This is a genomic window from Bradyrhizobium sp. AUGA SZCCT0177, assembly GCF_018130125.1.
In the GTDB taxonomy this organism is placed as follows: Bacteria; Pseudomonadota; Alphaproteobacteria; order Rhizobiales; family Xanthobacteraceae; genus Bradyrhizobium.
Genome location: NZ_JAFCMA010000003.1, coordinates 212,088 through 236,093 on the forward strand (window position 1 = coordinate 212,088; position 24,006 = coordinate 236,093).

The window sequence follows — 24,006 nt, forward strand, 5'->3', positions numbered from 1 at the left end:
TTTCGCTCGGAAAGCTCAGGCGATCGCCAGAGCCGCAGCCGGCCTCTTCCCGGCATCATCAAGGAAGCCAGTCAGACGCTGACGGATGATCTGTTCGGCATCCGCCATGATGCGGTCGATCAGTTCTTTGACCGTGGGAATGTCGTGAATGAGGCCCGCGACCATGCCGCAACTCCAGGCGCCGGCGTCCATGTCGCCGTCGATCATCACCTTGGGATAGACGCCTGCCACCTGATCGAGGATATCCTCGATCTTGAGCTGCTTCCCCTTCTTCTGTTCGATTTCGAGAAGCTGTTCGACGCCCTTGTTGTTCAATACCCGCTCGGTATTTCGCAGCGCGCGCATGACCAGACGGGTGTCGAGTTCCGTTGCCTTCACCAGCGCATCCTTGACGTTCTGGTGTACCGGCGCTTCCTTGGTTGCGATAAAGCGCGTTCCCATGTTCATGCCGGCAGCACCCATCGCCAGCGCAGCGACCAGGCTGCGCGCGTCCGCCATACCACCGGAGGCAACGAACGGTATCTTCAGTTCCTCGGCTGCACGCGGCAACAGGATCATGTTGGGCATGTCGTCTTCGCCGGGATGGCCGCCGCATTCGAAGCCGTCGACGCTGACGGCGTCGCAGCCGATCTGCTCGGCTTTCAGCGAGTGCCGAACCGAGGTGCATTTGTGGATGACCTTGATGCCTGCCGCCTTCAAGGCCGGCATGTACTGCTCGGGGCTACGCCCTGCGGTTTCGACGATCCTGATGCCGCCTTCCCTGATGGCAGCAATGTATTCCGGATAGGGAGGTGCGCTGAAGGTCGGCAGAAAGGTCAGATTCACCCCGAATGGCTTATCGGTAATTTCGTGACAGCGCGCGATTTCCTTTGCGAGCAGTTCAGGCGTTCTTTGCGTCAATCCAGTGATGAGACCCAGGCCGCCAGCATTGGACACGGCCGCTGCCATTTCGGCAAAGCCCACATAATGCATGCCGCCCTGAATGATGGGATGTTCGATGCCGAACAATTCAGTAATTGCTGTTTTCACGAGGAGCTCCTGCTTTTCTGTCGCGCTTTTTCTCAATGAACGATTTCCAGAAGCCCCGCGGCCCCCATGCCGCCACCGACACACATGGTGACGACGGCATACTTCGCCTTGCGCCGACGACCCTCAATCAGAGCATGGCCGGTCAGCCGGGCTCCGGTCATGCCGTAGGGATGGCCAACCGCGATCGAGCCGCCATTGACGTTGAGCTTTTCCGGATCGATCCCGAGCTTGTCGCGGCAATAGATTACCTGCACCGCGAAGGCCTCGTTCAACTCCCAGAGATCGATATCCTCGATCTTCAGTCCGTGACGCTTGAGCAGGCGCGGCACGGCGTAGACCGGCCCCACTCCCATCTCGTCCGGCTCGCAACCTGCCGAGACGAAGCCCCGGAAAATGCCAAGCGGCTTTAGTCCCTTCTGCGCCGCCAGCTTGTCGCTCATGATGACAGCCGCACTTGCGCCGTCGGAGAGCTGACTCGCATTACCACCGGTAATGGTGAAGCCCGGCCCCTTGGCCGGCTTGACGCCTGCGAGAGCCTCAGCAGTGGTATCGGGACGCGGCCCCTCGTCAACCGACAGCGTCACTTCCCGATATGACACGGCACTGGTCGCCTTGTCGGTGACTGCCATGGTTGTCTTGATTGGTGCGAGTTCGTCGTTGAAGCGACCGCCCTGTTGCGCCGCGGCCGTCCGGCGCTGGCTTTCAAGGCTGTACTCATCCTGGCGTTCGCGCGAGATACTGTAGCGTTTCGATACAATTTCGGCAGTATCCAGCATCGCGATGTAGGCGTCCCCTTTCATCGCCAGCAGTTCGGGATCGACGGCATGAAAACTGTTGAACTGGTTGTTCTGGACCAGGCTGATAGATTCGCCACCGCCGCCGATGGCAACCTCCACGCCATCGAAGATCACCGAGCGCGCAGCCAAGGCAATCGCCTGTAGGCCAGACGCGCATTGCCGGTCGATGGTCGTCCCCGCCACGCTCACCGGAAGCCCGGCGCGTAGCAGCGCCTTTCGAGCGATGTTGGTGCCGGTAGTGCCCTGCTGCATGGCGCAACCCATCACGACATCCTCAACTTCGGCGCCTTCGATCTTGGCGCGTGACAGCGCCGAAGAGATCGCATGCCCCAACAGGGTGGTGCCCTCGGTATGGTTGAGCGCGCCTTTGTATGCCTTGCCGATCGGAGTGCGTGCGGTCGAGACGATCACAGCTTCAGTCATGGTTATACCTTTGGTTGGATACGGCAGTCGGATTGCCGCCTCGGAGGGGATATTCAATTTTGCTGCGCGTACCGCATCAGATGATAGGCGGGATCGCCAAACTGGATGTTGATGGAGTTTATCCGCTTGAAGTAATGGCCGACGTTCAATTCGTCGCTCATCCCCATCCCGCCATGTAGCTGCACGGCTTGCTCTGCGACGAAGCGGGCGGCGTTGCCAACCTTCGACTTCGCACCCGACGCCAGCTTCGATCCGTTTGGCTCCCGGGCCGCGAGGCTGAGGTTCAAATGTTGCGTGAGCGAGATCGACTCTTCGAGCGCGATGAACATGTCGACCATGCGGTGCTGCAACACCTGAAACGTCCCAATTGCCGCCCCGAATTGCTTGCGCGCTTTGCTGTACTCAAGCGACGCCGAATTCAGCACCGACATCGCGCCGACGGCTTCCGCGCAGAGTGCAGCGATAGCACGGTCGCGGCACGCTTCGAGCGCCACGACGCCTTCGCCTTCGGCACCGAGCAATTGGTCGACTGGAACGTGGACGTCCATCAACGTGAGTTCGGCGGCGCGGCGGCCATCGACGGTTTTGAAGCTTTGCAAGTGGAGATTCGCCGAATGGCGATCAACGACGAACAGGCTTACGCCGACGCGATCGCGGGGTCCACCGGACGTCCGCGCCGAGACGATCAGCTTGTCGGCCCACGGCGCACCAATCACCGCCGCCTTCGTTCCGCTCAGGACAAAGTTGTCCCCCTGGCGCCGCGCTGTCGTCGTGACGTTGTCAAAATCGTAGCGCGATCGCCCTTCCGCCCAGGCCAGAGCCCATATGGCGCTGCCATCCATGATTTTCGGCAGGAACGCTTCGCGCTGCTCCGATGAGCCGGTGTCTTCGATCAGGCCGCCTGCGAGAACAACGGTCTCAAGGTACGGTTCGACGACCAGGCTGCGACCGAACTCCTGCATCACGATCATGGTCGCAAGCGATCCGCCGCCAAGACCGCCGGAGCTTTCCTGAAACGGTGCAGCGCACAACCCAAGTTCGGCAAAGGCGCTCCAGTGCTTGCGGCTCCAGCCCTCATCCGTCGCAACAATTTTTCGACGCTCGTCGAAATCGTATTGATCGCGCAGGAACCGCTGAATGCTGGAACGGAGCAATTCCTGTTCTTCCGTCAACTGGATATCCATCCGATGCCTCGTGCGATGTGGTCAGAGACCAAGAACTGCTTTCGCGATGATGTTGCGCTGAATTTCATTCGATCCCCCGTAAATGCTGAGTTTTCGGGAGTTCAGATATTTCTCCGTGGCGGTGTGCCCGTAATCCGGTCCCGGCATGAAACGGTTGGCGCTCACCGGGTGCTCGCGGATCGCCAGACCGTAGTTGCCGATCGCCTGATGCGTCAGATCCGTGATGCGCTGGAATATTTCGGTGCCCCTGATCTTGAACAGCGATGCGGCCGGTCCCGGATCGATGCCACGCGCCATCTGCGCGACGATCCGCAGCTCGGTTGCCTCCAGCGCGAGCACATCCAGCTCGACGCGCGCAATTTCCTTGATGAATTCCCCGAAGGTCGGGTCGTCCTCGCCGATCTCGGTCTTCACAATATGTTTGAGGCGCGCAAGATACCGTGTCGACCGGCCGATCCCGGCCATGCTGGTACGCTCGTTGCCGAGCAGAAACTTCGCGTAGGTCCAGCCCTTGTTTTCCTCGCCGATCAAATTCTCGACGGCGACGCGCACGTCCTCGAGGAAAACGTCGTTCACCTCGTGCGATCCGTCGATGGTGATGATGGGCCGCACGGTGACGCCGGGCGACTTCATGTCGATCAGCAGGAAGGAGATGCCGGCCTGAGGTTTTGCCGAAGGATCGGTCCGCACCAGGCAGAATATCCAGTCGGCATGCTGGGCCAGTGTCGTCCAGGTCTTGTGTCCGTTGACAACGTAGTGATCGCCGTCGCGTACGGCCTTGGTGCGGACCGACGCGAGGTCGGAGCCGGATCCCGGCTCCGAATAACCCTGGCACCACCAATCCTCACCGGAGAGGATTCGCGGCAGAAACTTCTGTTTCTGCGCGTCGTTGCCGAATGTGTAGATAACCGGGCCGACCATGGTTACGCTGAACGCGAGTGGCGGCAGCGTCCCGGCACGTGACGTTTCCTGCTCGAAGATAAAGCGCTGCGTGATCGACCAGCCCGGCCCGCCATGCTCCTTGGGCCAGAGCGGCGCGATCCATCCCTTCTGGTGGAGAATACGGTGCCAGAGCAGCATCTGCTCCTTGGAAAGGTCGGTTTCCGGATTGGGAACGCGCATTTCCGCGGGATAGTTCTCCGCGATGAAGGCGCGAACCTCGTCACGAAACGCAGCCTCCTCACTGGAAAGATTGAGTTCCATTGTGAGAGGCTCCCGCTACCACTTCTCGCCAAACGGACGAATCTCCAGTTCAAACGTCCAGGCGCTTTTGGGCTGCTGATAAAGCAGCCAGTAGGACTCCGCGACCGAGGATGGCGGCATTAGCAGATCAGGATCATCCAGTGCGTTCGGGCCCAGCGCTTCGACTCGTCGCTGCCGCACCCATTCGGTGTCGACACCGGAGTCGATAATGAGATGCGCGACATGGATATTCTTGGGGCCCAACTCGCGTGCGGTCGCCTGTGCAACGGCCCGCAGGCCGAACTTCGCGCTGGCGAAGGCCGCATATCCCGTCCCGCCACGGAGGCTCGCTGTTGCGCCAGTAAAGAAGATATTGCCTTTGCCACGGGGAAGCATCAGGCGGGCTGCCTCGCGGCCGGCGAGAAAGCCGGAATAGCAGGCCATTTCCCAGACCTTGCGGAATACGCGTTCGGTCGTATCCAGAATCGGATAGTTGACGTTGGCACCAATGTTGAAGATGCACACCTCCAGCGGCGCGTGCTTGTCGGCGTCGCCGAGGAAGGAAATGATTTCCTCCTCCTTGCGTGCATCGAGCGAGCGCGTGTGAATTTCGCCGCCGGCCTTCTCGATCTCCTTCACGAGCGGTTCGAGCTTGGCGCCGTTGCGCCGCCCGGCGAACACCGTGAAGCCCTCGGAGGCGAACTTCTTTGCAATCTCGCTGCCGATATAGTCGCCAGCACCGATCACGGCCACGGTCGCGTTTCTCTTTTGCAAGGGTATTCTCCCGGTCAGGTTAGATCTGTTGTCTGCGAGGTTCGGCGGTCTGCGCCGGAGCGGTCTCGCCACCTTGGCCACGCAAGGACTCCCCGAGCTTGTGCTTGAGTATCTTGCCGGTTGTGGTGGCCGGCAAAGCATCGAGGATGATGATCTTGGACGGCCGCTTGTATGAGGTGAGCTGAAATCGGATAAAGCCCATCAGATCCTCCGGCGTCGCCCGCGACCCTGGCAGCAGTTGCACGAACCCGACAATCTCTTCATTGCCGTCGACAGCACGGCCGACCACGGCGCATTGCACGACGTCCTTGTGTGAACTGAGGACCGCTTCGACTTCGGCGGGATAGACGTTGAAGCCCGAACGGATGATCATTTCCTTGGTGCGGCCGACAATGTACAGGCAATCGCCGTCATAGCGCGCCAGATCGCCGGTGTTGAACCACCCCTCGCTGTCGATTGCCTTGGCGGTAAGGTCGGGGGCACGATAGTAGCCGAGCATCACGTTGCGGCCGCGGACATGCAGCTCTCCGACTTCACCTCTTGCCGTCGGAATTCCGTCGAGCGTTCTGACCCGCGCCTCTACGCCCGGCAGCACTGTGCCTACTGACTGGTCGGCACGTGGCGCATCGAAGCGTACGCCCGATATACCCGGCGAACATTCGGTGATCCCGTAGCCGTTAAGCAGCGGAAGGCCGAACTCTTTTTCCACACGCAACTTCAGATTCAAATCGAGCGGCGCGCCGGCAACAGTAACCAACCGTAATGAGCCTCGGGCGAATTGCTCCACACCCGACACGCTCTTGTACTCCAGCAACCGTTGATAGGTAGCCGGCACCCCATTGAGGATGGTAACGCCCTCTTCCGCGATCGCCCTGGCGGTCGCGGCAGGATCGTATTTGCTTACCAGCTGCACCGTGCCGCCGGTCATCAATGTCATGATCAGGAGCGAGATGCCGACGATATGGGAGATCGGCAAGACGAGATAGATCTGGTCGTCTTCGTTCATTTTTCGGATATGCGCCGTGGTCTTTGCGCTCATCAGCAGGTTGTCATGCGAGAGCATCACGCCCTTCGGGGTCCCCGTCGTTCCCGAGGTGTAGATCAGCACCGCGACTTGTTTCTGGGGATCTGCCTCCACCGGCTCGGCGGCTGCGCTTTCGTTGAGCGGGCCGACACCAACATCCAGCAGTGGGCCTATTCGCTGGTTCTCGTTGGCATAGCGCGACGCATGAGCCGCGGCCTCCTTCGAGATACCTGATGTGAAGAACATCCGACGCGCGCCACTATGGTCGCGGATCTGATCCAGCTCCCGTGCGGACAGTCGCGGGTTGGCGACGATCGCCCAGGCGTCGAGCCGGCTCACCGCCAGCAGCAATGCGGCGAGCGCAATACAGTTTTCGCTGACAATGATCATCCGGTCGCCCGCTCTGATTCCCAGCGACGACAGGACGGTGGCGATCTCGCTGACACGCTGATCCAGATCGCGGTAGCTCCAGGATGCCCCGTCTTCGACCAGCGCGATCCGGTCGGGGGCTTTGGCAACCTGTCTTGCCGTTACTTCATGGATACGACGCGGCAAGCCGACAGCAATCTCGTCGAGATCGATCGTCTCTGAAAGCTCCGCCACGACTGACCTCCCCATCAACGATTGCCCGCTCTCGCAACGCGCGGATGCTTGGCCGAACCTAACGTTCTTTTTTAGAACTCGTCAATGATTAAATCATCGTCCGGGCTTTACGAGGTCCGAAGGGGCAACTAGGCTGCCCTATCATGATTGGATCATTGTTGAACGCCGTCGTTTACAGAGCGCCATCTGATCGTTACGATAAAAGTATCAAATAGGAACTTTATGGGAGGAACGCAATGACGGCGAACCGCGGCGTAGCGATACTTGTGGGCGCAGGCGATGCCATTGGGGCGGCAGTCGCGCGGCGTTTTGCCAAGGGCGGCTATACGGTTTGCATCTGCAGGCGTGATGCGTCCAAATCGCAGCGACTTGTGGCCGAGCTGAGGGATGCTGGACATAAGATTCACGCGTTCAGCGTCGACGCCCGTCAGGAAGCAGAGGTCCAGGGGATATTCGCGCGGATCGAAAAAGAGCTCGGACCGATCGAGGTCTGTCTCTACAATGCCGGTTCGAACGTCAACAAGCCTCTGCTGGACACCACAGAGAAGCTGTTCTTCAAGGCCTGGGAACTGGCCTGCTATGGCGGCTTCCTGGTCGGGCGTGAGGCTGCGCGCGTCATGCTTCCGCGTGGACACGGCACCATCTTCTTTACGGGTGCGACGGCCAGCGTGCGCGGCGGCCAGGGGTTTGCGGCATTTTCATCAGCGAAGTTCGGACTTCGAGCCGTGGCCCAGGCGATGGCGCGCGAGTTGGGGCCGAAGAACATTCATGTCGTGCATCTCCTGATCGACGCTGGCGTCGACAGCGAGGCGATTCATCAGCGCATGAAAGCGGCGAAGGGGATCGAGGCAAGCGAAATTCCCCCAGATAGCCTGACAAAGACATCTTCCATTGCTGAGGCCTATTGGTTCACCCACCAGCAAAGCAGGGATGGCTGGACCCACGAACTCGACCTCCGTCCGTCCGTGGAGAAGTGGTAACATGAGCGCTACACCAAACCTGACCCTGTGGGGCGTTGGGACAAGCCGCACCATCCGTCCGCATTGGGCCATGCACGAGTTGGGCTTGGCTTACGAGACTAAGCCGATCGGGCCGCGAACGGGCGAGACCAAGACCGCGGAATATACCAAGCTCAATCCGCGCCAGAAGATTCCGCTGCTTCAGGACGGCGACTTCTCTATCGGCGAGAGCGCCGCGATCGTTGCCTACCTGTCGCGAATGTACTCCACGACGGAGCGCTCGCTGATTCCTGAAACCACCCGTGAGTATGCCGCGTGGCTGGAATGGTGTTTCTTTATCGTCGCGGAGCTGGATTCAACCAGCCTTTACGTGATGCGCCGCCATCGGGCCGACGCGCTCGGTCCAATCTACGGTATTGCGCCCGAGGTCGTTGCCCAGGCCGGCGAGTATTTCCGCCAGCAGTTGCGCCATGTCGAAGTAGCACTTGCAGACGGCCGGCAATTCCTGATGGGCGACCGGTTTACCAGCGCTGACATCCTGCTCACGACCTGCCTTGAGTGGGCCGTCGCCTATGGCGTTGGCATTTGCGACAATGCGCAGCCCTATCTCGAACGCATCAAGAAACGGGAGGCCTTCCAGCGAGCCGTCGCGGCGAATGTCCCGATGGCACCAATCACGCCGGTGCCGGCGAAGGTTTAAAGACCGACCACCACCTCGCGCAGGGGTTCGAGGTTAGATCGCCACACGCACGCTACGCTCGGCGACCATCTTGTCGATGGCGCCGTCGTCGTAACCCAGCTCGCGCAACACGTCGCGGGAGTGCTCGCCGACGCGGGGAGCTGGCCCGCCAATCGCGGCCTCATTGATCTCAAAGCGGGCCGCCGGCTTCGGCTGCCGCACCCGTCCGACCTTCGGTTGATCGAACTCCGCGATGATACCGCGCGCGATTACCTGTTCATTGTGAATGATTTCGCCTCGCCGCAGGATCGGCGCACAAGGCACGTCGGCAGCGTCCAGGCGCTCCAGCCATTCGGCAGTGGTGTGCTGGCCGATATACTCCGCCATCTTGTTGATGCGGGCCGTGGCATTGACCGAGCGCGCGCCCGGAGTCGCAAAGCGGGGATCGTTGGCAAGCTCGGGATCGCCGGAGGCCCGGCAAAAGCCCTGCCATTCGGAATCCGAAATGGTACCGGCCGTAATGTAGCCATCGCTGGTCTTGAACACGAGATCCGGCCGGTCGTTGGGATCTGCGGCGGTGGCCTCGGCTCCTACCACCGTGTATTGCATCATGCCCTCAGGCCACAGGTATGAAATCATCGCATCCAGCATTGCGACCTGAATATGATCGCCCTGCCCAGTCTTCTCGCGGGCGTAGAGCGCCGCTGCCACCGCCTGCGCGGTGAACACAGCGGTAGTCTTGTCGCATACGATCGTGCGGATCATCTGCGGACGGTTGGTTACCGGCTGCGACTGGATATCGGCAAACCCCGACAGCGCTTGAATGATCGGATCATAGACGCGCTTCTTCACATACGGGCCGGTCTCGCCGACGCCGCTGATCGAGACATAGATCAAGCGCGGATGGCGTTGGCGCAACTCATCGACGCCGAGACCGAGGCGCTCCATGGTGCCGGGGCGGAAATTCTGCACCAAGACATCCGCCTGCGCGACCAGCTTGGCGAGAACCTCTCGGCCGGCCGCGCTCTTGACGTCGATCGACAGTGAGCGCTTGCCGCGGTTCGAAGAGATAAAAAGTGCGGAGAACTCGCCATCCTTATCGATGGTGGCGCGGCTGCGCCGCGTGATATCGCCGCCAATCGGCTCGATCTTCAGGACGTCAGCGCCTTGATCCGCCAGAAACATGGTCGCGTAGGGACCGGACACCACGCCTGCCAAATCGAGGACTCGAACACCGCTAAGTGGGCCAGGCATGGGCATTCTCCCTGAGTTTACTTCGTTGTGGGGCCGACTGAATTTTCCCCATGCAAGCCCGGAACATCGGCCTGGCTCTGCAGGCCTCAATTCGCAACCTTAGGCCGTTTTCGAAACCAGCTGACTGGTTTGTTCGACGATCGACTCCTCGACGTCACGGAGCTGGTCCTTGCCGAAGAACATTTCCTTTCCGACGAAGAAAGTCGGTGAGCCGAATGCTCCACGGCCAACCGCGTCGGTCGTCCGATCGATCAACCCCTTCTTGACGTCATCCTGCTGCGCACGCGCAATCAATCGGTCGATATCGATGCCTGAGGAGATGAAGGCGTTCCGGAAGGTTTCGAGGTCATCCATCTTCTTGGGCTCTTCCCACATATGATGATAGGCCGCACGAAAATAGGGCTCAAACACGCCTTCAAACTGAGCCGCGACGGCGCCGCGCATCAGCATCAGCGTGTTGACCGGAAAGAAGGGATTCTGGCGAAATTTCGTGATGTTATGGCGGCGGATAAAGCGCTGGGTCTCAAGCGCCTGGTATTCCGGCTTGTTCTTGATTCCGCGAAGCGAGTCGAACGGCGACATGTTGCCGGTCCCCTTGAAGATGCCGCCGAGCAGAACCGGGACATATTCGAATTTCACGCCGGTGCGCCATTCAATTCCCGGCAGGACCAGTTCCGCGAGGTAAGCGTTCGGGCTGCCGAAATCGAACAGGAATTCAACTTTCAGGGGCATGTCGGTTCCTCCCGCAGAGCGCAGTGATGGTCAGGTTTGGTGATCGTCCAGCCGAACTGCGGCTACCATTCGGTCATACAGTTCTAAAATCGAACTGTCAAATCTGCGCTGAATTCTGCTGATTTTAACTAGTCGCGGGGTATTGTTTGGCATTTAGTACCTATCTAGAATGGAAGAGGCGGCTGCGGTTCCCGGGATTGATTCGAGGGGAACAGGCGCCTGCCGACCGGAGAGCAGGAATGAAATGGGATGAACTTGAGCAAGAGCCATGTTCGATGGCTCGAACCATCGGTGTGATCGGTGACCGTTGGACGCTTCTGATCCTCCGCGAATGCTTTCTGCGTACGCGCCGCTTCGAGGGTTTTCAGTCAGCGCTTGGAATCACGCGCCATTTGCTCGCAGAGCGGCTGAAAAAGCTGGTTCGGCAGGGCGTGCTGCGCCGCATTCCATACCAGGAGTCACCTAAGCGCCATGAGTATATCCTGACGCAGAAGGGTCTCGACCTCTATCCGATCATGATGGCGCTCGTCCATTGGGGCGACACCCACATGGTCGACGAACGCGGGCGGCCGTTGCTGCATCAGCACCGCAAATGCGGCAAGAACTTCGATCCGGTCATGGTGTGCTCCGAATGCGGAGAGCCGCTTTTGGCCAAGGAGGTACACACCCACCCCGGCCCCGGGGCCCGCGCCCCTTCAGAACGGATTTCTCGCGACAAGCCCGCAAAGCCAAAGACCCGCAAACAAGCGGCGTGATTGCCCGTCAGGGCGCTCACGCTCAAATCACTATCACGTCTTCGCTTGGCGGCTCTGCATACAGCCTTTCGACGCACCACGATCGGTGGCTCAACACGGCCCGCTGATTGACGTAGGCCTTGTCGGTGATCTCGCCTGCCGCCATCGACGGCGGATCCTTGAGCAGGGAGAACGAACAAATTCTTTCGCTGCTTCCGACGGTTTCATTGTATTCCCGAAAACGGTCTTTCAGGAACTGAACTACGAGAGGGTCGCAGGTCAAATCCAGCGCTGGAGTCTTCGATATCCGTGCTGCCTCGGCCGGATTCAACCAGCAGAGCAGCGCGCACGATTCACGATTTTCTCCCGCAACGACGAGGTCCAGCAATACGCCCCGGGTTGCAGCCAGAATTGCCGCTCGCATATTCCCGATCGAGACCCACGTGCCGTTCGCGAGTTTGAAGTTCTCGGAAATTCTGCATGTAAAGCGCAACCCAAGCTCCGGCTTCTGAGGATCCAGAAACGAGACGGTATCGCCGATGCGATAGAATCCTTCCTCATCGAAGGCCTGTTCCGTCAAATCCGGCCTTCCGAGATAACCTGACGTAACGTTGGGTCCCTTGACCCTCGCCTCGTACGTATCGGAAACAGGGATCAGTTTTAGCTGCAGACCCGGCGCAGGAAGACCGATCTCTCCCGTCTGGTCGGTCGCCCAATGGGTCGTACTGATTGTCGGGGCCGTTTCGGTAGTGCCGTAGCCCGACATGACGGGAATTCGCCGGCCAGTGATCGACGATGTCAGCCGATAGAGTTTCTCAAGCGTGGCCTGCGAGATTGCAGCCCCGGCATAGCTCAATCGATCCACCCGCTTGAATACGCTGGCGCCAAGATCGAGGTCGTTCTCGATTGCACCACATAGGAGATTGTAGCCGGCAGGTACGTTGAACATGGCGGTGGGCGAAATCTCTTTGAGATTCGCGACCGTCTTGTGGAAGAGCTGAGGCAGCGGCCGGCCATCGTCGATGTAGAGCGTACCGCCATTCTTAAGAATGCCGTGAAGGATGACGTTGCTGCCCATCGTATGGTGCCATGGCAGCCACTCGACCTGCACCGGCGCGTCCGGAGGAGACACCAGCCGACTCCCCATTTGCAAGGAGCTCGCCATCATGCGGTGAGTGTTGAGCACGCCTTTGGGAAACCCTGTCGAACCGGATGTGAAGAGAATCTTTGCGACAGCGTCGCAAGAAACCGCCAGTGAAGCGTCTGCAAATCCTTCGCTCCCCGTTCGGGATTTCAGCGCACCGAAAGGCACGGTATCCGGCGCCCCATCGACACTGATCCAGGTCGATGCTGCCAGTTCGGGAATAGAACGTCCCGCGGAAAAGTCGCGCGCGCTCTGAACAAAAACAAATTTCGGGCGCAGCGCTTCCGCTATATCCTTGAGCCGAGCCAGGCCGCCGGGCATCAGCGTGTAGTTTGGGGATATCGGCGCCAGAACTACCCCTATCGACATCGCGGCAAACGAGATCACCGCGTTCTCGATCGAGTTTCCTGAAAGTATCGCCAGCTTGTCGGCCGGCTTTGCGCCCATGTCGATCAAGCTTTGGCCAACCGCCTGAACCTGCGACCATGCCTCGCGATAGGTGATCTCGTCCCATCCCCCTTCCGCATTGCGTTGCGCAAGAAAAATTCTATCGGGAACAGAATTTGCCCAGTTCGGAAGAAAATCCGTGATACGCCAGTCGCACTTTCCTAACTCAAGTGGCGAGCTCAATATGAGCGTGCCGTCGGTTCGACGCTCTATGGAAAGCTCCCTCGGCGCGAACGTCAGTGGCTTCGTCGACATCGAAACAATCTCCTGAACCGCTGTGATGGTCGACAAGCGCGCGGGGGCACGATTCGTCGCTTCTGATGCCATGTCCGCTGGACCTACCTGCCTGGATCGCGCGAACGATCAATCGAGCTTTCGGGCCAGACCAGCCGGTAGTTGGCAACCAGCCCGCCAACTGCCGCCCCCGTCGCCTCGCCCAGTGAATTCACTCGGACTTGGCATCCAGCACTTCCCCGAAGCCTTCCCAACTTGTACCGGTCCATCGCTGCAGTCGCATCTGTGTCCAGATCATGTTCACCGTGTCGGTGGTGTTGACCTTGACGCCAGGCAGCACAGTCGGCACCACGAAATCCCTGAGGTTCTTGGCCTGCGCGAGAATATTCTTGCGGGACAGATCATTGCCGCATTGCTTTAGAATCTGCTCAAGCAGGACGCCTTGCTGGTAGCCGGTCAGGTAGCTGCCATTGGTGATATCGACGCCCGGCAAATACTTGTCCAGAAATGCCCGGTAGGTCTGCATGCCCGGGTCATCTTTCCATGTCGGATCCAGGATATCCTTGTTGGTCGTGCCGACGATCACGCCGACCGATTTGTCGAGACCGGCGGGAGCGAGCGTGCCTCCGACAGAGCCGGATGGGAAATTGATGATGACGGTCGCCTTCCAGCCGATCACCGACGCCTGCCGGATGGCCTGAGCGGCGAACTTCGGTGTGCCGGCGATCACGAGGGCATCCGCACCGGAGCTCTTCAGATTGACCACCTGTGAATCAACCGTCGGTTCGGTGACCTCATAGGAAGCGGTCACGACCTTTCGGTCGAAATCCTTTCCGAGAAACGCCTTGAAGGCGCTGACATAGTCTTTGCCGAGATCGTCATTCTGATAGAGGATGGCATACTTGGCGTTCGGCAATGTCTTCGTCAGATATTTGGCGTAGATCTTTCCTTCGGTGTCGTAGCTGACAAGACCTGTCGTGGTCATCGGGTAACTGGCGACATCCGTAAACTTGGAGGACCCGCTGATAATTGCGACGCTGGGCACTCCTTTCGACCGCAGGTATTTTGCCGTAGCCGAGATACCGGGGGTGCCGAGTTGGCCGAACATGAACGACACTTCGTCGCTCTCAACGAGTTTGCGGACATGCTCCACGGCTTTGGGAGGGCTGTAGGCATCGTCATACGCGATGTAATTGATCTTGCGTCCGTTGATGCCGCCGCGATCGTTGACCGACTGGATGTAGGCGATAACTCCCTTGCCCACGAGGCCGATCGATGACGCCGGTCCGCTGAAGGGAAAGACGCCACCGATCTTGATCTCGGTAGCAGAGATTCCCGGCTCGTCCGCCGCGAATGCCGGGCCGCTCAAAAGCAGAGCCACAGCCGCAACGGCCTTCCAGTTCACCAACATCGCTCGTCCTCCCAAACGCGCACCTTTCCGCGGCACGTCGCCTCAGGAGATAATACAGTTCTTTTTTAGAACTCGTCAAGCACTTAGATCATAATCCCGCGGAAAGGACAACGCGTGCCCGTAGGGCAAGGTAGGGCAGAAGTGACGAGGCGCTGCTCGCCGAAGAGGTATCACTAGCATTCCATTTTAAAACTCATCCGCCGCCTTTGGAGAAAACAAAACCCGTAGGCGAGCCGCCTTTGGCCTCATGCAGTATTTCGGTGGCGTTTGCTGTCGATGATGAAGGCGTCAGCCAGTCTACCGGGGGACTACACGCGAAACGCGGTGCGGTTGCAGAGGCAGTTCTCAAGATTCTCCATCGAGGTTCTGGTAGTTTGAAGATTCGGTGATCACGCCGTCGCGGATTGAAGTATCTCCTCCGACAAGAGCGCCCTACTCGGCGGCCATTGCTGTTCGCAATCCGGTTCCTCCGTCGAACCCTCATGGATCTCATCTGCAGTCGGCTTGATCCGAAACCACGCGGCATAAAGCGCAGGAAGAAACAGCAGGATCAGCACCGTGCCGACCGCCGTGCCGCCAATCAGCGTATAGGCCATCGATCCCCAGAAGACGGAGTGCGTGAGAGGGATGAAAGCCAGCACGGCGGCAAGTGCGGTCAGGATCACGGGCCTCGTACGTTGCACCGTGGCCTCGATGACCGCGTGATAGTCATCAAGGCCGGCAGCCCGGTTCTCCTTGATTTGTTCGGTCAGGATGAGGGTATTGCGCATCAGGATGCCCGCCAGTCCTATCAGGCCCAGAATGGCATTGAATCCGAAGGGCTGGTTAAAGGCGAGCAATATCGGTACGACGCCGACGAGGCCAAGCGGTGCCGTCAGCGTGACCATCGCCATCGTCGAGAAGGATCGCACCTGAAGCATGGTGACGATCAGCATGGCGGCGATCATGGCGGGAAAGACCGTCGCCAACGCGTCATTGGCCTTGGTTGCCTCTTCGATCGATCCGCCCAATTCGATGCGATATCCGGCCGGAAGGGATGCGATCAGCGGCTCAAGGGCCGTCTTGATCTCCTTAGAGACCTCTGGAGGCTGGGTCGCCTCGTTGATGTCCGAGCGAATCGTGACGACGGGTGTGCGATCGCGGCGCTTCATAATCGGCTCTTCGAGACCGACCAGAGCATGGCCGATCTGGTCGAGCGGAATCGGGCGGCCGTCCCGGCTCATCAGTGAGAAATCCGCCAGACGCGTTGGATCCATCCGCTCGCCGCCTGCGCTGCGTGCCACGATGGGGACATTGCGGATGTCCTCACGGACCTGCGTAACGACGATGCCAGTGAGGAGGAACTGTAGCTGCCGGCCCACCTCCGCCGACGAGAGGCCGATGAGGTTCAGTCGATCCTGATCGGGGATGAAGCGGAGCACGGGTGTGCGATTACCCCAATCGCGGTTCGCTTGCCGCACATCGGGAACGCCACGCATGACACCAAGAGCTTTTTCAGAGATGGCGTACAATTGCGCGGGGTCAGGCCCCATGACGCGAAACTCGACCGGGAACGGCGTGTAGGGTCCGAACACAAGCTGAGTGACGCGCACGCGAGCCTCAGGCGCAAGCCCATCTGACACCGCCTGTCGGAGGCGATGCTTCAAAGCCTCGCGCGCGTCCGCGTCCGGTGTAAGCACGACGATCTTGGCGAAGGCCGGATCAGGCAGCTCAGGCGCCATCGCGAAGAAGAATCGGGGAGCGCCCTGACCGACATAGCTCGTGACGATCTTAGCCTCCGACTGGTGGTCCAGCCAGTGCTCGAGCTTTTCGACTGCGGCGGTCGTCGTCTCAATGCTGGTGCCTTCCGGTAAACGAATTTCCACCAGCACCTCGGGGCGGTCGGACGTCGGGAAGAATTGCTGTTTGATGGCGCCCATGCCGACGCCGGAAAGCGCGAAAGCGATAGCGACGATGCTGCAGGTAACGAACTTGTGGCGCACGGCGAAGGTGATGATCCCTCGCAGGCGTCGATAGTTCGGTGTGCCGTAGATCGCGTGGTGACCGCCTTCGATCGGTTTGATCGCCGGAAGCATCTTGACGCCAAGATAGGGCGTGAAGACCACCGCGACGATCCAGGAGACAATGAGGGCGAACCCCACGACCCAAAAGATGTTGCCGGCGTATTCGCCGGCTGTCGAGCGCGCGAAGCCGACCGGCAGGAATCCGGCGACCGTCACGAGTGTACCGGACAGCATCGGCGCCGCAGTATGGCTCCACGCATAGGCCGCCGCCTTGATGCGGTCCATGCCCTCTTCCATTTTCACCACCATCACCTCGATGGCGATGATGGCGTCGTCCACGAGAAGACCAAGCGCCAGGATCAGGGCGCCGAGCGTGATGCGGTCGAAGAACCGGCCGGTTTCCAGCATGATCAGGAACACGACGGCAAGCGTCAGAGGGACGGCAGCCGCCACGACGATGCCGACGCGCCAGCCGAGGCTGAGCAGGCAAACCAGCAGCACCACGCCGAGCGCCATCGCGAATTTCATCATGAATTCGTCAACCGCCGAGGTGATGTTGACGGCCTGGTCGCTGACTTTGGCCAGAGTCATCCCGAGTGGCAGCGTCCGCGCGATAGCTGCGGACCTCTCCTCCAGCGCCTTGCCGAGCGCGAGGCCATCCCAGCCTTCCTGCATAACCGCCGCGAGCATGATGGAGGGCTCACCCTGGTGTCGGATGAGGTAGGTGGGAGGGTCCTCGTAGCCTCGGCGGACATCGGCGATGTCGGCGAGCTTCAGCGTCCGTCCCGCAGCGACGATGGGCGTGTCGGCGATCGCCTGGACGCTGTCATAAGCGCCGTCGACCCGGATGAAAACCTGCGGCCCCTTGGTGTCGATCGAGCCTGCCGGTGTGACGGTGTTCTGCCGCTGCACGGCGGCAACGATATCCTGTGCCGATACGCCGAGGGTTGCCAATTTGGCGTAGGAAAACTCGATGAATATCTGTTGGGGACGTTCGCCGAGGATGTTGATCTTCTTGACGCCGGACACATGCAGGAGGTCCTGGCGAATGGTTTCGGCTTGCCTGGCGAGTTCCCGCATCGGCATGCCCTTCGCCTTGAGGGCATAAAGGACGAAGCTCACGTCCGAATATTCGTCGTTGACGAAGGGGCCGAGCACACCGGACGGCAGCTTGCGCGCTTCATCCCCAAGCTTCTTGCGGGCCTGGTAGAACTCCTCCTGCACGCTAGATGGCGGTGTGCTGTCCTTCAGCGTAACCGTCATGTACGCGTAGCCTGGCCGTGTGGTCGTCTCCACCCGGTCGTACCAGGTCAGTTCCTGAAGCCGTTTCTCCAACGGTTCGGCGACCTGGTCCTGCATCTCGCGCGCCGTCGCGCCTGGCCATACCGTCGTGACCGTCAGGGTCTTGATGGTAAAGGAGGGGTCCTCCGCCCGCCCGAGCATGAGGAAGGCGTAGGCGCCTGCGGCCGCCATCAGGAGGATGAAAAACAGGGTTACGGCCCGTTCGCGAACGGCGATCGCGGAAAGATTGAAATTCAGCATTTGGCGACTCCTATGCCGCGACGTCCTGGCGTTCGCCGTCTTGCGGCAGGTGGGGCGCCGAGTGAACCGCGCTAACCTAAAGAACGCGGGCCTCTGACTGCGCTTCTGCTAACTTACGATGGGTTCGGCGGCAGCTTCTTTGAGGCCAGCTGCCGCTTGGGCAGCAAGCCCACGGGCCGCTTCCTGTGAATCCTGAAATTCCTCGAGTGCATGGACCCTACCCCACCGCAGGGTGAACACGTGGAGACCACGGTTGACGTACGACGCGTCGCCGTGGGGCAGCGTTGCGGTGCCGTCCCACTGGACAAACACGGTGGTATTCCACGGCCAGCCCTTCACCCAGATATTGTTGACCGTGAGATGGAGAGTGGGCTGGACGCGGCCGAGGCGCTCAAACCAGCGGCGCAGGGCTTCTTTGTGGTGGCGCTCACCACCAAGCGCGTGGGCGCCGGAAACGCGGTGATGGATATGCGGCGCGACTGCTTTCACCGCTTCATCCCAGCGATGGTTGTTGACGTGATCGAAGGTCTTTCGGATTTCGTTCTTGACAATGTAACCGTATAGCATTGTTGGTCTCCAACGGTGATCGCGGAAAGATTGAAGCTCATCAGTTGCCCCTGCTTTCAGACGCAGTCCTGACGCGAGCGCCCTCCTGCAGGAGATGAGCGCCGAGAGAAACAATCGGATCACCAGAACTCAATCCAGAGATCACCGCGCTTTCGCCGCTCAGCCGAACAAGTTTGACGGTCCGAAAGCGGACGGTTGATGTGGCGCTGTCCAGGACCCACACACCCGTCTTCCGGCCGTCGTCGAGCACGGCTCCCAGCGGCACCTGAACTTCCGGCTGGCTCGCCTGGCTTGCCAGTCGAATGGTCACCGTCGCGCCAAGAGGGGCTGCGGCAGCCTCACCGTCGAGCACATACCGGGCCTCATAGGTGCGGGTCTGAGCATCGGCTGCATCCGACAACTGCCGCAGATGCGCCGCATCGCGCCGCCCGTCGGCCCCATACACGCTGGCCTCGGCCACGGAGCCGATCGCTGGCCGGATTGTTTCGGGAAGCGCAACCACCGCTTCGCGGGGGCCGGCCTTCGCGATCCGAACGACTGTCTGGCCCGCGGAGACGACCTGCCCGGGCTCGCCAAGCGTTTCGACCACCGTTCCGTCCGCGTCCGCTACCAGGATCGAGTAGGTCGCCTCATTCTCGGAGACGCGCGCATCAGCTTCAGCGGTGGCCAGTTGGGCCTCGGCGGTATCCAACGCGGCCTTCGCTTGCTCGTAGCGCTGTCGGGAAGCCCATCCGTGGCTCACCAACCTGGCGTATCGCTGTTCATCCGCTTCGGTCTGAACGAAAGATGCGCGCGCTGCGGCAACGGCGTTGCGCTTCGCTGTGACCGCAAGGCGAAGATCGGTTTCGTCGATCCGCATCAGCGGCTGACCGGCTTTGACCGGCTGACCAGCATTCACAAACCGTTCCACGATCTTGCCGGCGACGCGAAAACCGAGATTGCTCTGCACCCTCGCCCCGATGATGCCCGTGAAGCCGCGTTCGGATCCGGTCACCCGCGCTGCCGTCGCCAATCTGACGATCGGGGGTTCCTGTCTCGGGTCGCTCACGGCAGAGGCTGCCTGCGTGCGGATGGAAAGCGTAACGAATCCGGCCGCCCCGAACACCGCGATCAGGATGCTCCCCAGCACGATAATGGGTCTTTTTTTCATGGCACAGCCTCACCAAATAGATTGCACTCGAACTCTATATCTGATATAGATTTCGAATGCAATCTAAACCAATTGGAGATTTATAATGCGCGTGAGTCGCATTCAGGCCGCGGAAAACCGCGAAACTGTAATCAATGTTGCAAGTCGCCTTTTTCGGGAATGCGGCTTTGATGGCATCGGCCTCAAGGATCTGATGAAGGGTGCCGGGCTCACCCAAGGCGCCTTTTACAAGCAGTTCGCGTCAAAGGAGGACTTGGCCGCGCAGGCGTCCAGGCGGGCATTGGAGAGCGCCACCCTCCGATGGTCGGCCGCGACCGCGGCGAAACCCAAGGATCCACTCGGCGCAGTGGTCGCGTTCTACCTCAGCGCCGACCATCGCGATGAAAAGATGGACGGCTGCCCGATCGTGGCGCTCGGCTCAGATGCCGCCAGACAGGGCAGCGACGTGAAAGCGTCATTCGAAACCGGGATCAAAGACCATCTCGAAATCCTCAGCCGATTGATTGCCGAAACCAACGGCGAGAAGCCCAAAAGCAAAGCGATGAACATTCTCTCGACGATGGTCGGTGCGCTGATGCTATCGCGCGTCGTCAACGACCCCGATCTGGCTCAGGCCATTCTGAAGGCGGCGGCCAAACAGGTTCGCGAAACCGCCGCCGCTTGAGAGCTAGTTGATTTTAGAATTCATGGAGGACACGAAATGCGCAAATCCGGGATCCATAATTTTCCAGCAATCGATCGTGTCGTTTATGGCAAAGCTGCGGCTGACTCTTTGAAAGATGAGGCGGCGCGACTGGATGTTAAGCGCGTCTTCCTCATCGTCAGTCGAACCTTGAACACCAAGACCGATGAGATCGAGAAGATTCGCCGTGCTCTTGGCGACAAACACGCGGCGACCTTTGATGGAATTGCGCAGCATACGACGCGCAAGCAAGCTGCCGAGGTGGCCCGTCAAGCTAATGATGCAGAAGCTGATCTAATCGTGGCCGTTGGGGGAGGTTCCGCTATCGATCTCGCTAAGATAGTCATCATGGCGATGGAACATGATATCCGCGATGAAGCGGGTTTCGATCCATTTCCTATGGGCCCGGGCGTAAACTTCTCTCCGTTCCTTCCGCCCACAGTCCGACAGATCGCGGTACCATCGACTCTAAATGGTGGCGAATACAATGCAGCAGCGCTCGTTACGGATGAGCGCCATAAGTTAAAGCAAATCTTCTTCCATCCCCAAATGATGCCGCTGGCGATTATCCTCGACCCTGCCCTCACCCTTCAAACGCCGTCAAACCTTTGGATGGGATCGGGAACACGCTCGATGGATCACGGTATCGAAGCGTTATGCTCACCCGCCGGCACCCCGTTGGCTGACGAAGTCGTATTGGCGGGCATCCGCATTCTGCGCGAGGGAATGCTCCGGACCTTGCAGCAACCTGATGACCTGGAGGCGCGTCGACTATCTCAATACGGCTCATGGCTCGCGTCTTATGGCCTCCAGGCACGCGTCCCGATGGGAGCAAGCCACGGCATTGGCCACGTGCTTGGAGGCACCTTTGACGTTCCCCACTACTATTGCACACCTGTCATCATGCCGAGCCTTCTGCGCTACAACAAACCGTTTACCGAGGATGCGCAGAAGCGGTTGGCGACAGCACTTGGCGCCTCGGGAATCGAAGCCGCAGACGCCTTTGAAGCATTCACAAGAGCGCTTGGACTACCTGGCCGCCTCGCTGACGTCGGCATCGGTGAAGACAAATTCGATCAGATCAGCAAGATTGCAATCAATCATCGCTTCGTACAGGCCAATCCGCGGCCTTTCAGAAACGAAGCCGAGATCATCGATCTGCTGCGAATGGCCGCTTAGCTGCCATCAGCGACGATGGACCAAGATCGGAAGGTAATCTCATTATGCGTCGTGTCGTCGTTACAGGGTTGGGACTGGTATCACCGCTGGGTTGCGGCAGCGAGTTGGCATGGTCCCGCCTGCTCGCGGCCCGTTCAGGGCTGGCCGCCCTTCCCGAATGGGCGGCTGTCCTGCCCGCGCGGGTCGCTGGAATCGTGTCTACAAAGGCCGACGATCCGGATGGCGGCTTCGATCCGGATCTGGTCGTTCCTCCCAAGGATCAGCGGCGGATGGATCGCTTCATCCTGTTCGCACTGGTCGCCACAGCCGAGGCCGTCGCACAAGCGGCATGGACTCCTTCCGACGCACACTCGCTCGAGCGCACGGCGACCGTGATCGCATCCGGCATCGGAGGCTTTCCGGCAATCGTCGAGGCAGTTCGCACGACCGATCAGCGCGGGATCAGGCGCCTCTCACCCTTCACGGTGCCCTCCTTTCTCGCAAATCTCGCGGCCGGTCATATTTCCATCCGCTACGGCTTCAAGGGTCCCATCGGTACGCCCGTTACCGCTTGCGCCGCGAGCGTGCAGGCGATCGGCGATGCCGCACGCCTCATTCGAACCGACGAAGCGGATGTCGCGATTTGCGGTGGCTCGGAAGCCTGCATCGATCTCGTAAGCCTCGGTGGCTTCGCCGCCGCCCGCGCCCTTTCGACCGGCTTCAACGAAACCCCAGCGTGTGCGTCCCGGCCCTTCGACCGCGACCGCGACGGCTTCGTCATGGGTGAAGGTGCCGGTATCCTCGTCATCGAAGAGCTCGAACATGCACTCCGCCGCGGAGCCCAACCCATCGCCGAAATCGTCGGCTATGGCACGACTGCGGATGCCTACCACATCACGTCAGGGCCCGAGGACGGCGACGGCGCGCGACGTGCGATGGCAGGCGCATTGCGGCAGGCCGGCCTCGAGCCCGGTGATATCCAGCATCTCAACGCCCATTCCACTTCGACGCCGGTTGGCGACGCTTCCGAACTTGAAGCGATCAAAGCCGTGTTCGGCCGCGACGGTAAAATTGCCGTGAGCGCCACCAAATCGGCGACCGGTCATCTGCTCGGCGCAGCCGGGGGAGCGGAAGCGATCTTTACGATCCTCGCATTACGCGACCATATCGCACCGCCCACCCTCAATCTCGAAAATAGCGACGCGGCAGCCGAAGGCGTCGACCTCGTCTCTCGCGAGCCGAGACGCATGGCGATGGAGCATGCAATTTCGAATGGTTTCGGCTTCGGAGGTGTCAATGCCAGCGTCATCTTTCGCCGTTGGCAATGAAAATGAATCGATAGCTCGGACGCCGAATAACACGTCCAGGCTGGTTGTCGTACAAAATCGGCCCGTGGTGGCGGGGGAAGCACTCGAGTTCCAGCGGCGCGCTCCCAAATGGTGACCACTCTGATCGAGCGGATGTCCGATTTCCTCGCGCCAATCAGCGAGCGACGACGAACAACTTTGCCGTCAGGCGCGATAACGCGCGGCGGGCCTGGAGTTGCCGAAGCCTGCCGCCAAAACGCCGCGCGCCTTTTCAAAGGCGTCCCACGCCGCCACATCGGGCACCGGCGGAATTGTCACCAATTCCTTGCGATCGAAGCCGACCAGGGCCGCATCCACGAGATCTTCAACCTCCATGACATTGGGCACCTTGCTGGTGTCGCCACCAGCTCGTTCGTAGATCTCGGTGCGCGTGGCCGCAGGCAGCACGGCCTGCACATAGACGCCCTTCGACGCGACTTCGGCAGCAAGGCCTTGCGACAGCGTCATCAGGTAGGACTTGGTGGCGGAGTAGATGCCCCGGGAATATTCGGGGAGCAGAGCCAGCACCGACGCGATGTTGATGATCGCGCCGTTGCCGCGTTCAACCATGCGGCCGACGACGGCGGACGCGAGCAACGTCGGCGCGACCACGTTCAGCCGCACCAGCTCGTCCATCCTGACTGGATCGGCCGTCGCGAAATCACCGATCAGCGCCGCGCCTGCATTGTTGACGAGGATGTCGATGGGCGGGTCGGAGCGGAGGCGCTGGAGAACCGGTTCGAGTTGGGAGCCGTCGATCAGATCGGCCGTGATGACTTCGACTGCAATGCCATGCGCATTGCGCAGTTCGGTGGCGAGGGCGTTGAGCCTGTCAGTTGCGCGAGCGACGAGCACGAGATCGTGGCCGCGTGCGGCCAGGCGGCGTGCGTAAACTGCGCCGATGCCGCTCGAGGCGCCGGTAACGAGTGCGATGGTCATGGATGTTGT

General features: G+C 60.2%; 19 protein-coding genes and 1 pseudogene. 6 read left to right on the top strand and 14 right to left on the bottom strand.

The genetic code is table 11. From position 1 onward, the window contains the following. Nucleotides 1-15: 15 nt before the first annotated feature. From JQ597_RS05095 to JQ597_RS05120, 6 genes are read right to left on the bottom strand one after another with little or no spacing between them, the layout of a single operon-like run. Nucleotides 16-1,029, bottom strand: a complete 1,014-nt coding sequence (locus JQ597_RS05095; protein ID WP_212263147.1) for an NAD(P)H-dependent flavin oxidoreductase — start codon at nt 1,027-1,029, stop codon at nt 16-18. Between the two features lie 32 nt (nt 1,030-1,061). Beyond that, nucleotides 1,062-2,249 carry an acetyl-CoA C-acyltransferase gene (locus JQ597_RS05100; RefSeq protein ID WP_212263148.1) on the bottom strand — a complete coding sequence of 396 codons (1,188 nt, stop codon included), beginning with the start codon at nt 2,247-2,249 and terminating at the stop codon, nt 1,062-1,064. A gap of 53 nt (nt 2,250-2,302) precedes the next feature. Continuing rightward, nucleotides 2,303-3,433 (bottom strand): acyl-CoA dehydrogenase family protein, encoded by a 1,131-nt coding sequence (locus JQ597_RS05105; protein WP_212263149.1) that lies wholly within the window; start codon nt 3,431-3,433, stop codon nt 2,303-2,305. Nucleotides 3,434-3,454: 21 nt separating this feature from the next. Next, complete coding sequence (locus tag JQ597_RS05110) at nt 3,455-4,636, bottom strand: acyl-CoA dehydrogenase family protein (RefSeq protein WP_212263150.1); 1,182 nt, start codon at nt 4,634-4,636, stop codon at nt 3,455-3,457. Between the two features lie 15 nt (nt 4,637-4,651). Beyond that, nucleotides 4,652-5,389, bottom strand: a complete 738-nt coding sequence (locus JQ597_RS05115; protein ID WP_212263252.1) for an SDR family oxidoreductase — start codon at nt 5,387-5,389, stop codon at nt 4,652-4,654. A 19-nt stretch (nt 5,390-5,408) separates the two neighbouring features. Continuing rightward, nucleotides 5,409-7,016, bottom strand: a complete 1,608-nt coding sequence (locus JQ597_RS05120; RefSeq protein ID WP_349628786.1) for a class I adenylate-forming enzyme family protein — start codon at nt 7,014-7,016, stop codon at nt 5,409-5,411. A 236-nt stretch (nt 7,017-7,252) separates the two neighbouring features. On the opposite strand from JQ597_RS05120, the gene JQ597_RS05125 reads away from it, so the two are divergent. Both JQ597_RS05125 and JQ597_RS05130 read left to right on the top strand, forming a co-directional pair. Next, nucleotides 7,253-7,996, top strand: a complete 744-nt coding sequence (locus JQ597_RS05125) for an SDR family NAD(P)-dependent oxidoreductase (RefSeq protein WP_212263152.1) — start codon at nt 7,253-7,255, stop codon at nt 7,994-7,996. A gap of 1 nt (nt 7,997) precedes the next feature. Beyond that, on the top strand, nt 7,998-8,675 hold the full coding sequence (locus JQ597_RS05130; protein ID WP_212263153.1) for a glutathione S-transferase family protein: 678 nt from the start codon (nt 7,998-8,000) through the stop codon (nt 8,673-8,675). A 33-nt stretch (nt 8,676-8,708) separates the two neighbouring features. On the opposite strand, the gene JQ597_RS05135 is transcribed toward JQ597_RS05130, so the two are convergent. Together JQ597_RS05135 and JQ597_RS05140 are read right to left on the bottom strand one after the other, a co-directional pair. Continuing rightward, nucleotides 8,709-9,908: a CaiB/BaiF CoA transferase family protein gene (locus tag JQ597_RS05135; RefSeq protein ID WP_212263154.1), complete on the bottom strand. Its 1,200-nt coding sequence runs from the start codon at nt 9,906-9,908 to the stop codon at nt 8,709-8,711. 99 nt (nt 9,909-10,007) lie between these two features. Further along, nucleotides 10,008-10,640 (bottom strand): 2-hydroxychromene-2-carboxylate isomerase, encoded by a 633-nt coding sequence (locus JQ597_RS05140; protein ID WP_212209037.1) that lies wholly within the window; start codon nt 10,638-10,640, stop codon nt 10,008-10,010. A 239-nt stretch (nt 10,641-10,879) separates the two neighbouring features. On the opposite strand from JQ597_RS05140, the gene JQ597_RS05145 reads away from it, so the two are divergent. Further along, on the top strand, nt 10,880-11,395 hold the full coding sequence (locus JQ597_RS05145; protein WP_212263253.1) for a winged helix-turn-helix transcriptional regulator: 516 nt from the start codon (nt 10,880-10,882) through the stop codon (nt 11,393-11,395). Between the two features lie 22 nt (nt 11,396-11,417). On the opposite strand, the gene JQ597_RS05150 is transcribed toward JQ597_RS05145, so the two are convergent. From JQ597_RS05150 to JQ597_RS05170, 5 genes and pseudogenes are all read right to left on the bottom strand, one after another. Next, nucleotides 11,418-13,292 carry an AMP-binding protein gene (locus tag JQ597_RS05150; RefSeq protein WP_212263155.1) on the bottom strand — a complete coding sequence of 625 codons (1,875 nt, stop codon included), beginning with the start codon at nt 13,290-13,292 and terminating at the stop codon, nt 11,418-11,420. Between the two features lie 118 nt (nt 13,293-13,410). After that, complete coding sequence (locus tag JQ597_RS05155; protein WP_212263156.1) at nt 13,411-14,610, bottom strand: ABC transporter substrate-binding protein; 1,200 nt, start codon at nt 14,608-14,610, stop codon at nt 13,411-13,413. A gap of 432 nt (nt 14,611-15,042) precedes the next feature. Then, a pseudogene (locus JQ597_RS05160) lies at nt 15,043-18,152 on the bottom strand (efflux RND transporter permease subunit). Nucleotides 18,153-18,263: 111 nt separating this feature from the next. Beyond that, the gene (locus JQ597_RS05165) at nt 18,264-18,722 is read right to left on the bottom strand and encodes a nuclear transport factor 2 family protein (RefSeq protein WP_212263157.1); all 459 of its coding nucleotides are present in this window, start codon (nt 18,720-18,722) and stop codon (nt 18,264-18,266) included. A gap of 40 nt (nt 18,723-18,762) precedes the next feature. Then, entirely contained in the window at nt 18,763-19,872 is a 1,110-nt protein-coding gene (locus JQ597_RS05170) for an efflux RND transporter periplasmic adaptor subunit (protein ID WP_212263158.1), read from the bottom strand. A gap of 85 nt (nt 19,873-19,957) precedes the next feature. Here JQ597_RS05170 and JQ597_RS05175 point away from each other — a divergent pair, with 85 nt between their 5' ends. Genes JQ597_RS05175 through fabF form a run of 3 tightly spaced genes read left to right on the top strand, consistent with a single transcriptional unit; the run spans nt 19,958 to nt 23,040 of the window. Further along, a complete protein-coding gene (locus JQ597_RS05175) occupies nt 19,958-20,536 on the top strand; it encodes a TetR/AcrR family transcriptional regulator (protein ID WP_212263159.1) in 579 nt (192 codons plus the stop codon). A gap of 36 nt (nt 20,537-20,572) precedes the next feature. Beyond that, complete coding sequence (locus JQ597_RS05180; protein ID WP_212263160.1) at nt 20,573-21,733, top strand: iron-containing alcohol dehydrogenase; 1,161 nt, start codon at nt 20,573-20,575, stop codon at nt 21,731-21,733. Between the two features lie 44 nt (nt 21,734-21,777). Continuing rightward, on the top strand, nt 21,778-23,040 hold the full coding sequence (gene fabF / locus JQ597_RS05185; protein WP_212263161.1) for a beta-ketoacyl-ACP synthase II: 1,263 nt from the start codon (nt 21,778-21,780) through the stop codon (nt 23,038-23,040). A 183-nt stretch (nt 23,041-23,223) separates the two neighbouring features. Here fabF and JQ597_RS05190 read toward each other — a convergent pair whose 3' ends face one another. Further along, nucleotides 23,224-23,997 (bottom strand): SDR family NAD(P)-dependent oxidoreductase, encoded by a 774-nt coding sequence (locus JQ597_RS05190; RefSeq protein ID WP_212263162.1) that lies wholly within the window; start codon nt 23,995-23,997, stop codon nt 23,224-23,226. Nucleotides 23,998-24,006 lie beyond the last annotated feature (9 nt).

Excerpts from the sequence above, each read along its gene's own strand:
- JQ597_RS05140 (WP_212209037.1), bottom strand. The coding sequence starts at position 10,640 with ATGCCCCTGAAAGTTGAATTCCTGTTCGATTTCGGCAGCCCGAACGCT.
- JQ597_RS05170 (WP_212263158.1), bottom strand. The coding sequence starts at position 19,872 with ATGAAAAAAAGACCCATTATCGTGCTGGGGAGCATCCTGATCGCGGTG.
- fabF (WP_212263161.1), top strand. The coding sequence starts at position 21,778 with ATGCGTCGTGTCGTCGTTACAGGGTTGGGACTGGTATCACCGCTGGGT.
- JQ597_RS05110 (WP_212263150.1), bottom strand. The coding sequence starts at position 4,636 with ATGGAACTCAATCTTTCCAGTGAGGAGGCTGCGTTTCGTGACGAGGTT.
- JQ597_RS05155 (WP_212263156.1), bottom strand. The coding sequence starts at position 14,610 with ATGTTGGTGAACTGGAAGGCCGTTGCGGCTGTGGCTCTGCTTTTGAGC.
- JQ597_RS05150 (WP_212263155.1), bottom strand. The coding sequence starts at position 13,292 with ATGGCATCAGAAGCGACGAATCGTGCCCCCGCGCGCTTGTCGACCATC.
- JQ597_RS05190 (WP_212263162.1), bottom strand. The coding sequence starts at position 23,997 with ATGACCATCGCACTCGTTACCGGCGCCTCGAGCGGCATCGGCGCAGTT.
- JQ597_RS05130 (WP_212263153.1), top strand. The coding sequence starts at position 7,998 with ATGAGCGCTACACCAAACCTGACCCTGTGGGGCGTTGGGACAAGCCGC.
- JQ597_RS05175 (WP_212263159.1), top strand. The coding sequence starts at position 19,958 with ATGCGCGTGAGTCGCATTCAGGCCGCGGAAAACCGCGAAACTGTAATC.
- JQ597_RS05105 (WP_212263149.1), bottom strand. The coding sequence starts at position 3,433 with ATGGATATCCAGTTGACGGAAGAACAGGAATTGCTCCGTTCCAGCATT.
- JQ597_RS05165 (WP_212263157.1), bottom strand. The coding sequence starts at position 18,722 with ATGCTATACGGTTACATTGTCAAGAACGAAATCCGAAAGACCTTCGAT.
- JQ597_RS05135 (WP_212263154.1), bottom strand. The coding sequence starts at position 9,908 with ATGCCTGGCCCACTTAGCGGTGTTCGAGTCCTCGATTTGGCAGGCGTG.
- JQ597_RS05125 (WP_212263152.1), top strand. The coding sequence starts at position 7,253 with ATGACGGCGAACCGCGGCGTAGCGATACTTGTGGGCGCAGGCGATGCC.
- JQ597_RS05145 (WP_212263253.1), top strand. The coding sequence starts at position 10,880 with ATGAAATGGGATGAACTTGAGCAAGAGCCATGTTCGATGGCTCGAACC.
- JQ597_RS05100 (WP_212263148.1), bottom strand. The coding sequence starts at position 2,249 with ATGACTGAAGCTGTGATCGTCTCGACCGCACGCACTCCGATCGGCAAG.
- JQ597_RS05180 (WP_212263160.1), top strand. The coding sequence starts at position 20,573 with ATGCGCAAATCCGGGATCCATAATTTTCCAGCAATCGATCGTGTCGTT.